The sequence below is a fragment of the Salinibacterium sp. SWN248 genome (genome assembly GCF_015864575.1).
Taxonomy (GTDB): domain Bacteria; phylum Actinomycetota; class Actinomycetes; order Actinomycetales; family Microbacteriaceae; genus Rhodoglobus.
The window spans coordinates 1,845,086-1,858,963 of record NZ_JADYWW010000001.1; the positions used below are offsets into that span (position 1 = coordinate 1,845,086).

Annotated in this window: 15 protein-coding genes; 14 read left to right on the forward strand and 1 reads right to left on the reverse strand. The window is 60.1% G+C overall.

Going from position 1 to position 13,878, the window contains the following annotated elements:
- The first annotated feature begins 8 nt into the window (after positions 1-8).
- Positions 9-2,399, forward strand: coding sequence for an excinuclease ABC subunit UvrA (locus I6E73_RS08825; RefSeq protein WP_197124649.1), 2,391 nt, complete (start codon positions 9-11; stop codon positions 2,397-2,399).
- 33 nt (positions 2,400-2,432) lie between these two features.
- Here I6E73_RS08825 and I6E73_RS08830 read toward each other — a convergent pair whose 3' ends face one another.
- Positions 2,433-2,837, reverse strand: a complete 405-nt coding sequence (locus I6E73_RS08830) for a VOC family protein (RefSeq protein WP_197105561.1) — start codon at positions 2,835-2,837, stop codon at positions 2,433-2,435.
- A 225-nt stretch (positions 2,838-3,062) separates the two neighbouring features.
- Between I6E73_RS08830 and I6E73_RS08835 the strand changes: the two genes are divergently transcribed.
- From I6E73_RS08835 to glpK, 13 genes are all read left to right on the forward strand, one after another.
- Positions 3,063-3,464: a DUF805 domain-containing protein gene (locus I6E73_RS08835; protein ID WP_197105560.1), complete on the forward strand. Its 402-nt coding sequence runs from the start codon at positions 3,063-3,065 to the stop codon at positions 3,462-3,464.
- A 53-nt stretch (positions 3,465-3,517) separates the two neighbouring features.
- On the forward strand, positions 3,518-4,441 hold the full coding sequence (locus tag I6E73_RS08840; RefSeq protein ID WP_197124650.1) for a YHYH protein: 924 nt from the start codon (positions 3,518-3,520) through the stop codon (positions 4,439-4,441).
- Complete coding sequence (locus I6E73_RS08845) at positions 4,438-5,079, forward strand: DUF305 domain-containing protein (protein WP_307784268.1); 642 nt, start codon at positions 4,438-4,440, stop codon at positions 5,077-5,079. Before I6E73_RS08840 ends, I6E73_RS08845 begins: the two co-directional genes overlap by 4 nt.
- Positions 5,080-5,205: 126 nt before the next feature.
- Positions 5,206-5,823 carry a GAF and ANTAR domain-containing protein gene (locus tag I6E73_RS08850; RefSeq protein ID WP_197124651.1) on the forward strand — a complete coding sequence of 206 codons (618 nt, stop codon included), beginning with the start codon at positions 5,206-5,208 and terminating at the stop codon, positions 5,821-5,823.
- Positions 5,824-5,852: 29 nt separating this feature from the next.
- On the forward strand, positions 5,853-6,593 hold the full coding sequence (locus I6E73_RS08855; RefSeq protein ID WP_197124652.1) for a GAF and ANTAR domain-containing protein: 741 nt from the start codon (positions 5,853-5,855) through the stop codon (positions 6,591-6,593).
- Between the two features lie 107 nt (positions 6,594-6,700).
- Positions 6,701-7,897 (forward strand): NAD(P)(+) transhydrogenase (Re/Si-specific) subunit alpha, encoded by a 1,197-nt coding sequence (locus I6E73_RS08860; RefSeq protein WP_197124653.1) that lies wholly within the window; start codon positions 6,701-6,703, stop codon positions 7,895-7,897.
- On the forward strand, positions 7,894-8,223 hold the full coding sequence (locus I6E73_RS08865; protein ID WP_197107109.1) for an NAD(P) transhydrogenase subunit alpha: 330 nt from the start codon (positions 7,894-7,896) through the stop codon (positions 8,221-8,223). Before I6E73_RS08860 ends, I6E73_RS08865 begins: the two co-directional genes overlap by 4 nt.
- Entirely contained in the window at positions 8,220-9,641 is a 1,422-nt protein-coding gene (locus tag I6E73_RS08870; RefSeq protein WP_197124654.1) for an NAD(P)(+) transhydrogenase (Re/Si-specific) subunit beta, read from the forward strand. Before I6E73_RS08865 ends, I6E73_RS08870 begins: the two co-directional genes overlap by 4 nt.
- 54 nt (positions 9,642-9,695) lie before the next feature.
- Complete coding sequence (locus I6E73_RS08875; protein WP_231600608.1) at positions 9,696-10,280, forward strand: DoxX family protein; 585 nt, start codon at positions 9,696-9,698, stop codon at positions 10,278-10,280.
- 58 nt (positions 10,281-10,338) lie between these two features.
- Positions 10,339-11,412, forward strand: a complete 1,074-nt coding sequence (locus I6E73_RS08880) for a 2,3-butanediol dehydrogenase (protein ID WP_197124655.1) — start codon at positions 10,339-10,341, stop codon at positions 11,410-11,412.
- On the forward strand, positions 11,402-11,848 hold the full coding sequence (locus I6E73_RS08885; RefSeq protein ID WP_197105552.1) for a pyridoxamine 5'-phosphate oxidase family protein: 447 nt from the start codon (positions 11,402-11,404) through the stop codon (positions 11,846-11,848). Before I6E73_RS08880 ends, I6E73_RS08885 begins: the two co-directional genes overlap by 11 nt.
- A gap of 124 nt (positions 11,849-11,972) precedes the next feature.
- Positions 11,973-12,344, forward strand: a complete 372-nt coding sequence (locus I6E73_RS08890) for a YchJ family protein (RefSeq protein ID WP_197124656.1) — start codon at positions 11,973-11,975, stop codon at positions 12,342-12,344.
- A complete protein-coding gene (gene glpK / locus I6E73_RS08895; RefSeq protein WP_197105550.1) occupies positions 12,344-13,876 on the forward strand; it encodes a glycerol kinase GlpK in 1,533 nt (510 codons plus the stop codon). Before I6E73_RS08890 ends, glpK begins: the two co-directional genes overlap by 1 nt.
- The last annotated feature ends 2 nt before the right edge of the window (positions 13,877-13,878 follow it).

The window sequence follows — 13,878 nt, forward strand, 5'->3', positions numbered from 1 at the left end:
CACCCACGATGGCCAGTACAAGCAACCCCAGCTCCCCCGGTTCTCACGCGGCCGATAGCCACGACGTCATTCGGGTGCGAGGCGCTCGCGAGAACAACCTCGCTGACGTCAGTGTCGAGATCCCGAAACGTCGCCTCACGGTATTCACTGGCGTATCGGGCTCAGGCAAGAGTTCGCTCGTGTTCGGTACAATCGCTGCCGAGTCGCAGCGCATGATCAACGAGACGTACAGCGCATTCTTGCAAGGCTTCATGCCCTCGCTCGCCCGCCCCGATGTCGATGTGCTTGAGGGGCTCACAACGGCGATCATCGTTGACCAGGAGCGCATGGGCTCGAACGCCCGCTCCACCGTCGGCACCGCGACTGATGCAAACGCCATGCTGCGTATCGTCTTCAGCCGCCTCGGCGATCCCCATGTCGGCTCGCCACAAGCCTTCTCCTTCAACGTTGCCTCTATTTCGGGCGCAGGCGCTGTCACTTTTGAGAAGGCTGGCGTCACGACGAAAGAGCGTCGCGAGTTCAGCATCACCGGCGGCATGTGCCCGACGTGCGAAGGTCGCGGCAGCGTTAACGACATCGACCTCACGCAGCTCTACGACGACAGTAAGTCGCTCGCCGAGGGCGCGTTGACCATCCCCAACTACACCGCCGATGGCTGGATGGTGCGCATCTTCACCGAGTCAGGCTTCCTCGATCCCGACAAGCCCATCAAGAAGTACACCAAGACTGAGTTGCACGACTTTCTCTACAAAGAGCCGGTCAAGGTCAAGATGCAGTCGATCAACATGACCTATGAAGGGTTGATCCCCAAGATTCAAAAGTCGATGCTGTCGAAAGACCGCGAAGCGATGCAGCCCCACATCCGGGCTTTTGTCGATCGCGCGGTCACGTTCACGGCCTGCGCCGATTGCGGCGGCACTCGACTCAACGAGGGTGCCCGAGCATCCACAATCGCTGGAATCAATATTGCGGATGCCTGTGCCATGCAGATCAGCGACCTGGCCGAGTGGGTGCGCGGGCTGAACGAACCATCCGTCGCCCCGCTGCTCGAAGCGCTGCAGCAGACGCTCGACTCGTTTGTGGAGATCGGCCTCGGCTATCTCTCCCTCGACCGCCCCGCCGGAACCCTCTCCGGCGGCGAAGCGCAACGCACCAAGATGATTCGCCACCTCAGTTCGTCGCTCACTGACATCACCTACGTTTTTGATGAGCCAACCATCGGTCTCCACCCGCACGATATTCAGCGGATGAACGAGCTCCTGTTTCGCCTGCGCGACAAGGGAAACACCGTGCTCGTGGTTGAGCACAAGCCAGAAACGATCTCGATTGCCGACCACATTATCGACCTTGGCCCTGGTGCCGGCACCGAGGGCGGCCAGATTTGCTTCGAGGGCAGTTTCGACGAGCTGCGCCAGAGCGACACCGTCACCGGCCACCACATTGACGACCGAGTCTCGGCCAAAAACGAAGTGCGCTCCCCCACCGGCATCATGGAGATTCGCGGCGCCGACTCCCACAATCTTAAGAACGTGGATGTCGACATCCCGCTGGGCACCCTCGTCGTCGTGACGGGCGTTGCCGGTTCGGGCAAGAGCTCATTGATTCACGGATCGGTGGTGCCCCGCGACGGCGTTGTGTCCGTCGATCAGGTCGCAATCAAGGGATCACGCCGCAGCAACCCCGCCACGTACACCGGGATGCTCGAGCCCATTCGCAAAGCATTCGCCAAGGCCAATGGCGTCAAGCCCGCCCTGTTTAGCGCCAACTCCGAAGGCGCCTGCCCCAATTGCAACGGCGCCGGCGTCATCTACACCTACCTCGGCGTCATGGCCACCGTCTCGACCCCGTGCGAGGTCTGCGAAGGAAAGCGCTTCATGGCTTCCGTGCTGGAGTACACGCTCGGCGGACACGACATCAGTGAAGTGCTCGGGATGTCTGTCGCCGAGGCCGAAGCTTTCTTCGGCGAAGGCGAGGCACGCACTCCCGCGGCCCACGCCATCCTCGACCGGCTAGTTGATGTCGGGCTGGGCTACCTGCGCCTCGGGCAACCACTGCCCACGCTCTCGGGCGGAGAACGTCAACGTCTCAAGCTCGCCACCCAAATGGCTGACAAGGGCGACATTTATGTTTTGGATGAACCGACCACTGGCCTGCACTTGGCCGATGTTGAGCGGCTCCTCGGCCTGCTCGACCGCCTCGTCGATTCGGGAAAGTCCGTGACTGTCGTCGAGCACCATCAGGCGGTCATGGCCCATGCAGACTGGATCATCGATCTCGGTCCTGGTGCCGGAAACGATGGCGGATCGATCGTTTTCGAAGGCACTCCGGCAGATCTCGTCGCCGCCAAGTCAACCCTTACGGGCGAACACCTCGCGGCGTATGTGGGCGATGGCGGGTAAGACAAACCGCGCACTACACACTCCTGTTGCGGTCTACCAGCTATAGATTCGCGGAATGATCGCGTGGCGCGCCGACTCATCGGGTCCAGGAAACACCACGAAGATGGGCAAATGGTCAGGGTCTCGGCCCTCGAGGACCTCAATCCCATCGAGCTGTTCACGACGGACGTGGCTCGACTCTCGACGCATCGCATCTTCACACTGTTGCAATTCTTCCAGGGTGTCGGCACTCCAAATGAGGTACTGGATACCCACTGAGCCGAGTACGCGACTCGGCTGCGCATGCTTACCGCGAAGGTAGAGCTCATAGTTCTCAGGGCCAACCAACAGCGCTGCCGACTCATCAAGAATTGAGCATGTGAGCCCGAGGAGATCGCAATAGAACGCGACCGATCGATCAAGATCTGAAACAAATGCGACGGCGGATGAGAGACGCACGATAGCTCCTCACTGAACGATGGTGAGCTTCGCCGATTGGCGCGCTCACTCTGGCGGTGAGTAGTGGCACCAGCAGTTCGCTCGCTATTCAAGGTACGCTCACGATGCCCGAGCAGCGAGGCTCTTCACCGTTTCCTCAGGCGGCGTTCAGATTCGATGCCGCCCGAGACGCTGTCGACGCCGAAGCCGTACGCTTAGTGCACGCCACCTAGCTGGGGAGAGATCGTGACATTTTTTGAGTCCATCGCCACCGTATTCCGCAAGTACGCGGACTTTACCGGGGTCGCAAGCCGCCCCGAGTACTGGTGGTTCGCGCTCTTCTCCTTCATCACGTCGGGAATCGCTGCTTCGCTTGACCCGAGCAGTGGCAACGATTTTGGTCACATGGGAGCAAACTTCGGGCTTTCAGTGGGTCTGAGCGCCGCCTGGTCGCTCGCTCTCCTCGTTCCTCAACTCGCCGTCACCGTTCGCCGTTTGCGCGACACTGGCCGCAATTGGACGAACATTTTCTGGATACTGGTTCCGATCGCCGGTGCGATCGTTCTGATCGTTTTCCTGACTCAGCCGAGCGTTACGCAGCAGAGCGTTGCCGGGCAAGTTCCCCCGCAGGTCGCAGAGACTTCATAAGGAATCCATAGACTTCTGGGCCAACATGGCTCTCCTCACGATCAGGAGAAACCATGAATCGACTTGTCACAACCGTGGCCACTGCAAGTGTTCTGCTGCTAGCGCTTGCCGCCTGCACTACTGCTTCAGTAGAACCCGCCGAAACCGCCGAAGCAACCCCAGAATCGACCGAGACGGCTACAGCCTCGACAGCCACCTTTGCGGCATCCACGGGTGATTGCGACGCCATGGCTGCGACACTCCGTGATGTCGAAAGTGCGAACTCTGAGCTCGTGGACCCCGAGCTCACCGCTGTCTGTGATGGCGACACCCTCACCATCAGCAGCAACAGCATCCCCGACTATCTCTACATCGCGACGACACCGGGCTCGCCCAAGGTGTCCGAACTCACTATGACGATCCCCGTCACCCCCACGGAAGCTGACGAACCCGGCTCCGTGCCGTACCTCGGTGCTCTCGGAGTTGCCGTCAATGGAGTTCCCATCTACGGGCCGACCGAAGGCACCGGTGGAGACGTTCAATCCCTAGAAGGCGCGCTCTCGGAATGCGGTAGCCACAGCGGCCCCACTGACTTCCACATCCACTGGTTTGGTTACGCCGATGGGGTCGACTGCCTCTACGACGCTGACGAAGTTGAAACCGGTGAATCACTCGTCGTTGGATGGGCTGCCGACGGCTACCCCATCATGTCCGGAGTCGTGTGCTCAGATGACGACTGCAGCGAGGTTGTTCAGCTCACGAGCAGTTGGCAACTCACCGACGAATCTCAATTCGCCACTGACACTTGGGCGGCCCACAGCTACGTTGAAGGCTCCGGTGACCTCGATGAGTGCAACGGACGCGTCGATAGCGACGGCCAGTACCGTTACTACTCCACCACCACGTTCCCTTACTTCCTCGGCTGCTACTACGGCGATGTGGCAGATGACGCTTTGAGCGGCAACAACGCCGCAGCTCCCGGTGGCGGCCCTGCGTGATCCCCGCGACTGAACGCGCGACAAACGCCGTAAATCCGGCCCGCCGTAACTTTCTCGCGTTCGGGTTACTCGCCCTCACCGGCACAGCGCTCGCCGCCTGCACAACCGCCGCCGCTGACGACGACGACGACACCAGCGCAGCTGAAGAAACGCCTAACGACACCGATATCGGTTTCTTCACGGACATGGCTCTACACCACGAACAAGCCCTCGCCATGTGCCAACGCGTGCTCGGTCGCGACAACGGCGACTCTGTGCAGTCGCTCGCCGCCGACATCCTTCAGAATCAATCGTTCGAACGGGGCGTCATGCACACGTGGCTCACGGTGTGGGGCGAGAGCACTGCGCCACCAGAGACGGTGATGGCTTGGATGGGAATGGAGATGCCCGCAGCCGAGATGACGGGTCTCGCCACTGACGAACAGATGAGCTCCCTCTCGACCACAACCGGGATGGACCAAGGGCGACTCTTCTTGAACCTCATGCGCGCGCACCACGTCGGCGGTGTCCACATGGCGGCCTATGCGAACGAGCACGCCGCGGTGAGCACAGTGCGGGCAACAGCCGAGCGGATGGATGTCATCCAAACCTATGAGATTGGGATCATCGACCAGCTGCTCTCGACCACCTACCTCTAACGGGCCGCTCTTATTCAGAGTGATAGCCTCGATTGAGATACCCCCTCAGCCAAGGCCATCATGCTTTCGAATCCAAAAATAGCCGGAACACAAGCGTCCGCTGATGACTGCCTGTGTTCACCTTTCGTGACTGCGCTTGACGTTTCGGGCGCCGCTATCTCGGTCATCGGCGAACACGGTAACCAATCGACGGTGTGTGTGAGCGGCCGCCTCGCTGGCCGACTGGATGCTCTCCAGTTCGAACTCGGCGAGGGTCCAGGCCTGCAAGCACTCACTACCCGATCCCCTGTTCTCTGTTCCGACCTCGCTCACGTCTCCGACTCGGCCTGGCCCGTGTTTCTGGGTGCCGCACGGGAGCTCGGCGTTGGCGCTATTTTTAGTTTCCCGATGATGCTGGGCACCGCGGTAGTCGGAGTGGTCGATTTGATCACCACGACACCTCGACCCGTTGACGCCGAGTTCATCTCGAGGGCCCAAGCGCTGACCCGTGATGTGGCGCTCACTGCCGTCGAACGAGCACTCTCGGCCGCGCAACAACACAGCTCGCCCGAGTCTGATCAATCACCGGCGCTGCGACGCGAAGTCCACCAGGCGACAGGCATCATCATTTCGCAGCTGGCGCTCTCGGCACCGGATGCGTTTGCCCGACTACAGGCCCACGCATTCTCGACTGGGCGCTCCATCGACGATGTAGCACGTGACATAGTTACGCGCGTGCTTGAGTTCGATCCCCTCACCGAATAACCACCTCCCCCGCAGGAAAGAAGCTTCAGATGGATGGAACAACCCGCGAGGCCCAGATCAGCGCCGCATTCGTCACTGTTGCGGAAACGCTCACTGTCGACCATGACCTGGTCGACGTGCTTCACACGTTTGTCGAGCGTTGCGCAGAGATCGTTCGGATGGATGCTGGCGGGCTCGTTCTGGTTAACGACGCTGGTGAACTTCAACTCATGACATCCACGAACGAAGCGGCCGTCATGCTCGAGAGTATGCAACTTGAGGCAGCCGAAGGACCATGCCTCGATTGTTTCCGCACCGGAAATGCGGTGGCGATCGACAATATTTCAGCGTCCGAGGCGTCGACCGAATTTCGTGCCGCCGCCGTTGCCCAAGGCTTCAACTCGCTGTTGTCGATCCCCATGAAGGTCCAAGGCGCAGTTATCGGCACCATGAACCTCTTTCGTGCAACGACCGAAGCCGTCAGCTCTCGAGACGCTGCGGTAGCTCAAGCGCTCGCGGACGTCGCGACGATCGGCATAACCCACGAACGCGCACTCCAGCACGCTCACCTCGTCGAGGAACAGTTGCACAACGCTCTCAACAGCAGAATTGCCATCGAACAGGCGAAGGGCGTCGTCGCAAACGGCTTGTCCCTCAGCATGGACGATGCCTTCGCACTCCTGCGCAAGTATTCCCGCGACTGCAACCGAACGATTCGGACAACCTCCGAAATGGTCAGTCGGCGCGAGATTACGGTGCAGCAGATTGTCGAAGCCGCAACCAAGAGATAGTGCTCTCAGCATTTCTTCAGAATCCGGTCACAAGCCCGGGTGTACGCTTTAAGTAGTTGCTCCAGACCTTGGCAACGGAATTTGTTCCGTTTCGACCAAGGATGGCAATGTCCAACTCAGACAACAGCCTCACCATCGGGGTTCTCTCCGAACAAAACTCTCGCGAGCATCGGGTCGCTCTCGATCCAACCGCGACCAAACACCTCGTTCACGCGGGCTTCACAGTGCTCGTCGAAGCGGGGTGCGGATCCGGGGCGAGCTTTACCGATGAAAACTACGTCGCCGCCGGAGCCACCCTCACTACCTCGTCTCAGATAATCGCTACGTGCGATGTACTCGCTTCTCTCTCGCTTCCCTCGTCGGATGTTACTGACGGTCTCACCGCGGGGCGGACCGTTATCGGCCTTCTCGACCCGCTGAACAATCTCAGCCGAGTGTCAGCGCTTGCTGGCCAGGGAATCACTCTCGTAGCGCTCGAGCTTCTCCCCCGAACGCTCAGCCGTGCCCAATCGATGGATGCTCTGAGTTCGCAGTCAAGCGCTGCGGGCTACCGCGCGGCTATCGTGGCCGCCGAAAAATTCGGACGCTACCTCCCGATGATGATCACGGCATCCGGCACTGCAACTCCGGCGAAGGCGATCGTTATTGGCACCGGCGTCGCCGGACTCCAAGCAATCGCCACGGTGAAGCGACTTGGTGCTGTCGTTACGGGCTACGACGTGCGGGACGCATCCCGCACCGAGGTCGAGTCGCTCGGAGCTAAATTTCTCACGTCCTCGGTAGCTGCTGGTGCCGGAGAGGGCGGCTATGCCCGACCGATGACTGCGGCTGAGCAAGTCGTCCAGCAGAAAGAACTTGCGGATGCCCTCGTGAGCTTTGACATCATCATTACGACCGCAAAGGTGCCGGGTCGCACTCCCCCGCTGCTGGTCTCGCAAGACACTCTCGCCGCGCTGAAGCCGGGCACGGTGTGCGTCGACCTTGGCGCCAGCGACAAGGGCGGCAACGTATTCGGCTCGAGTGATGGTGAATCCTCAACGACCGTAAATGGCGTCGTAGTCGTCGGCGCCGGCAACCTTGCCGCCGACCTTCCTGCCTCGTCGTCTCTGATGTACGGCCGAAACGTCGCTGCTGTTCTCGAAGCGCTCGCCCCTGAAGGCGCAATCGCGATAGATCCCAGCGACGAAGTCCACAGTGCCATCGTCGTTTCCCATGCAGGAGATGTCACGAGTGCCACCGTGCGTACAGCCCTCAATCTTGAGCCGCTCGGCTCCACCGAACCTCTGAAAGCTCAGGCCAACTGATGGAAACCCTCTACAGCAATCTCGCCATCTTCGTTCTCGCGCTTCTCGTGGGTGTTGAAGTGATCGGCAAGATTCCCTCGACCCTGCACACCCCGATGATGTCGGGATCAAATGCCATCCACGGGGTCGTGATCGCTGGTGCCGTTGTCACGGCATCGCTCGCTGACTCCCCTACCGGCTACATCCTGACCTTCATTGCGGGTGCCTTCGCGGCCGCGAACGTCTTCGGAGGCTATGTCGTTACTGACCGGATTCTGAAAATGTTCACGAGGCCGACGCCTCCCAAGACCGCTGAAACCAGCAGCACCACGGAGGACGCATCATGACCGGCTTCGAGTTTCTCGTCGGAATTCTCTACTTACTCTCGGCGTCGCTCTTCGTCGTCGGCCTTCACATGATGCGGGCACCCGCGACCGCCCGAAACGGTAACCGCATCTCTGCTGTCGGTATGATTATTGCCGTCCTAGCGACGATTGTGCTTGCCCTCGTTGTCGATGGCGGCGAATGGATTGCGTGGGTTGCCCTGACCGCAGGCGTGCTGGTCGGTGCAGTGTTCGGGGTCTATCGTGCTCGCACCGTAAAGATGACCGATGTCCCTCAGCTCGTAAGCGTGTTCAACGCCGTCGGAGGCAGCGCGGCTGCCGCAATTGCCTTCGCCGCGTTCATTCTCGCGACGAGTGCCGATCCCTTGGAATTGACGGTCTCTATCCCCGTCGTGCTCGATGTCCTCATCGGCTCAATTACCTTCTCCGGCTCGCTCATCGCGGCCGGAAAGCTGCAGGGCATCATCCCCGGCAATCCCGTCACGTTCCCCGGTTCCCGTCTGCTCAACGCGCTGGTTGCAGCGATCGCGCTCGGTGCGAGTGTTGCGGCAGTGATGCTTCCCCACAACACGCTGTTGCTCTTGGTGGTGCTCGTGACCGCGCTCATCCTCGGCATTCTCATGGTGTTGGCGATTGGTGGCGCCGATGCTCCCGTCGTCGTTTCACTCCTCAACGCCCTGACCGGCCTCGCCGTGGCCATGGCTGGCTTTGCGATCGACAATCAGGCGCTCATCATCGCGGGTGCTTTGGTCGGCGCAGCGGGTACCATCCTGACGCTGCAAATGGCGCAAGCGATGAATCGCTCCGTGCTCTCGATCATCGTCGGCGGCTTCGGCACCGGCGACACTACGGCGACAGCAGGACCCGCGGATGAGGATCTCACCAATGTGCGGAGCCTCACCTCCGATGATGTCGCCATTCAGCTCGCCTATGCGCAACACGTGCTGATCGTGCCCGGCTACGGACTCGCCGCCGCCCAAGCCCAACACGAAGTCGCGGAGCTTGCCGCGTTGCTCATGGCCCACAACATCGACGTCAAGTACGCGATTCACCCGGTTGCCGGCCGTATGCCAGGCCACATGAATGTGCTGCTGGCCGAAGCCAACGTGCCTTACGAACAAATGCTCCAGCTCGACGAGGCAAATGCAGCATTCGATAACTGCGATGTTGCTCTTGTAATCGGCGCCAACGACGTCTGCAACCCGGATGCTCGAAAGCCGGGTGATGCCGTCTCCGGGATGCCCATTCTCGACGCCGACCATGCCAAAGCCGTTGTCGTTATCAAGCGGTCAATGCGGCCTGGCTATGCCGGCATCACGAACCCGCTGTTCACCGATCCCAAGACGGGAATGCTCTTTGCGGACGCTAAAAAGGCACTCAAGGACATCACCGTCGCTGTCAAAGAATACGTCTCGGCCTAAACCGAGCAGAAGCCGCCTGGTTTCGCTATCACCCATCCCTGAAGGAGCACGACGATGACTACACGCCCAGCCACCGCCCCCACTAGCTCGCTCCACGAGACGCCGAAGGCGGTGGCACTCGAGAGCGATCTCGTAATCTCCGTCACCGGTCGTCGCGTTCTGGCAGCGTTGCGCCTTGCCACAGGATTCCTCTTCCTGTGGGCGTTCCTCGATAAGACCTTCGGGCTCGGTTTTTCTACCCCGGCCGAACGAGCATGGATCAACGGCGGCGGCCCGAGTCAGGGTTTCTTGACCGGTGACGCGGTTGTCGGCCCTCTAAAACCGGCGTTTGCCGCAATCGCGAGCCCCGCCTCCGACATTCTTTTTATGCTCGGGATGATCGGAATCGGTGTCGCAGTGATGCTGGGCATAGGCCTACGCATCAGTGCCGTCGCCGGAACCATCATGATGCTCCTGATGTATCTGGCGGAGTGGCCGTTCGCCGCGAACGCCGGCTCCACTAACCCGCTGGTGGATTACCACATCATCTACGCCCTCGCACTCATCACCATCGCTGTTCTGTCAGCCGGGGATACCTGGGGCGTTGGCCGGGCGTGGAAGCGCCTCAGCATTGTGCAGAAAATGCCGTGGCTCGTTTAGCAATTCGACCTTGCAACTGACAACCAACCCTTAATCGCTCAGGAGAAAGAAGAAAACCATGAAGGCAGCACGTTTCCACGGACGCAAAGACATCCGTATCGATGACATTCCGGAACCAGAGCTTCGGCCCGGCGCAGTCGCTATTGATGTCGCGTGGTGCGGCATCTGCGGCACTGACCTTCACGAATATCTCGAAGGCCCGATCTTCATCCCAGCAGCGGGGCATCCGCACCCACTGACTCACGAAGAAGTTCCCGTGACTATGGGTCACGAATTCTCGGGAACAATAACTGCTCTTGGCGAAGGGGTCACCGACCTCACGGTCGGAGAGAACGTTGTCGTGGAGCCGTACTTTGTGTGCGGCGAGTGCGCCCCCTGTCGCGCCGGCAACTACAACCTCTGCACAAAAATGGGCTTCATCGGGCTGGCTGGTGGGGGCGGTGGCTTGAGTGAAAAGATCGTCGTCGAACGTCGCTGGGTTCACCCGATCGGTGACATCCCCCTCGATCAGGCCGCGCTCATCGAACCCCTTGCTGTCGGCCATCACGCGTTCGTGCGCAGTGGCGCTAAAGCCGGAGATGTCGCGTTCATCGGTGGCGGTGGCCCTATCGGTCTTCTGCTCGCCGCCGTGCTCTCCGCCGAGGGAATCACCGTCATCATGTCTGAGCCAGGCACAGCGCGCCGCGAAATGGCGACCTCGACGGGGGTCGCCGATCACGTCATCGACCCCAGCGTCGAGGATGCCGTAGCCAGAGTCATGGAATTGACCAACGGAGTCGGCGCCGACGTCGCATTCGAGTGCTCGAGCATCAACGCCGTACTCGATCAGCTTTTTGATGCGGTAAAGCCGACTGGCGTAATTGTGAACGTCTCCATCTGGGGTCACCCTGCGCAACTCAATATGCAAAAGCTCGTACTCAAAGAGATTGACCTGCGCGGCACGATTGCCTACGCCCACGACCACCCTGCAACCATCAAGCTCGTTCAGGATGGCAAGGTCAATCTTGAACCGTTCATCACCGGTCGGATTCATCTCGACAAGCTCATCGACGAGGGCTTCATGACCCTTATCGATCACAAGGAGACCGCCGTGAAAATCATTGTTCGTCCGGAGGTCAGCAATGTCTCATGACATGACGGAGGCCGGCTGGTCTCCACAGGGACCGGTCGTCGAGTTGTCCGATCAGGCAAGTCTGGATCTGCTTGCCAGCAAGAGCTTCGGTCATCTCGCTCTGAGCAATGATGGGCGGCCGGATATCTTCCCGGTCAACTACTACTGCGACAAGAAGACGATCCTGTTTCGCACTGCGTCAGGCTCAAAACTTCACGAGCTCACCGAGAACATGCATGTGGCTTTTGAAGTCGATGTGAAGACTCCCGACGACGTGTGGAGCGTCGTAGTCAGAGGTCTGGCAACGGTTCTTGACGATGCCTCTCAGGTGACTGCTCAGGCGCTGAAGACCCTCCCCGATTGGGTTCCCATCGAGTCATTTGTCTACATCCTGATCGAACCAGAATCTATCCGCGGCCGCCTCTTCGAACGCCGCCTTCCGATAGGACACAGCTAACGCTCAGCACTACAACGATGGTCGGCCGCTTCTCTGAGCGACCGACCATTGTTGCGTCCCGGCGAAACCCGGTTGAGCCGCCGCGAGAGAAGCGCACTGCACGGCAACTAGTTACGCTGGGGGGATGAACGCATGCCCGTGCCAATCGTCCGAAACCTACGACGATTGTTGCGGCCGCTTCCATCGCGGTGAGGCACTGGCCCCCACCGCTGAACGGCTGATGCGTTCGCGCTATAGCGCCTACGTGCGTGGCGAAACCGATTACCTCCTGAAGACCTGGCATTCGTCTACCCGCCCGACAACGCTTGAGCTTGATCCGGATGTGCGCTGGTACCGTCTCGATATCGTCGCGCGCACGGGCGGCAGCCTGTTCGACACGGCGGGTACTGTCGAGTTTCGGGCCCACTATCGCTTCGATGGCGGAGCCGACCAGCAACATGAGAACAGCAGATTTGTGCGCGAAAATTGCGCCTGGCTTTACGTTGATGCCGTCTAATGAGTGAGAACCAAGGAGAACCGGTGAACTACATACTCTCGATCGATCAGGGCACCACCAGCACCCGTGCGATCATCTTTGATCACGATGGCAAGCCGGTCACCTCTGGCCAGCTTGAGCATGACCAGATTTTCCCGAAAGCGGGCTGGGTCGAGCACGATGCGGCCCAAATTTGGAACAACACTCGAGAAGTAATTGGTCAGGCACTCTCCAAAGCGAACGTCACGCGCCACAGCATTGCCGCTGTCGGCATCACTAATCAGCGCGAAACTGCCATCATCTGGGACCGCGCGACCGGCAAGCCCGTGTACAACGCCATCGTCTGGCAAGACACGCGCACCCAGGCGATCATCGATCGCATTGCGGACGGCGACACCAACAAGTTCAAAAAGATCACCGGGCTCCCCCTCGCCACCTATTTTTCGGCATCCAAAATTGTGTGGATGCTCGAGAACGTCGACGGAGTTCGTGAGCGTGCCGAGGCGGGCGAGCTTGCCTTCGGAACCCCCGACACCTGGCTGCTGTGGAATCTCACCGGCGGGCCTGACGGCGGAGTTCACGCCACCGACGTCACTAATGCGAGCCGCACGCTGCTCATGGATCTCGAAACCCGCACGTGGAGCGAAGATATTCTCGCGGAACTGGACATTCCTGCGTCGCTCATGCCCGACATCCGCAGTTCTTCCGAGGTCTACGGCACCGTTTCCACGTCGAGTTTGCTGCGCGAGGTGCCCGTTGCGGGCATTTTGGGCGACCAGCAGGCCGCGACGTTCGGGCAGGCTGCGTTCGATGCCGGCGAATCGAAAAACACTTACGGCACAGGCAACTTTCTGCTGACCAACACGGGCACTGACATCGTGCATTCCGAAAACGGCCTCATCACGACGCTCGCCTATCAGCTCGGCGACGATGCACCCCGCTACGCCATCGAAGGCTCGATTGCCGTGACGGGTTCACTCATTCAGTGGCTGCGCGACAATCTCGGCATCATTTCTCGGTCTGAAGAGGTTGAGACCCTCGCCGCCTCAGTCGACGACAATGGTGGCGTCTACTTTGTGCCAGCCTTCTCTGGCCTTTTTGCGCCTCATTGGCGTCCGGATGCCCGGGGAGCGATTCTCGGACTCACTCGTTTCGCCAACAAGGGCCACATAGCTCGCGCCGCGCTCGAAGCCACTGCGTTCCAGACCAGCGACGTCATCGAAGCCGCCAATGCGGATGCCGATGTTGCGATGACAGAGTTGCGGGTAGATGGTGGCATGGTCGCCAATTCCGCGCTCATGCAATTCCAAGCGGACATCCTCAACATGCCGGTCATCCGACCTGAGGTCGCAGAGACGACAGCATTGGGCGCTGCCTACGCTGCGGGCCTTGCGGTCGACTATTGGAGTGGCCTCGATGAGCTGCGCGATCGCTGGAGCGAGGGCGAACGGTGGGAACCGACCATGGACGATGCCGAACGTGAGCGCCTCATCCGCAATTGGAAGAAGGCCATCACGAAGACTCTGGATTGGGTCAACGAAGACACCGACTAGAC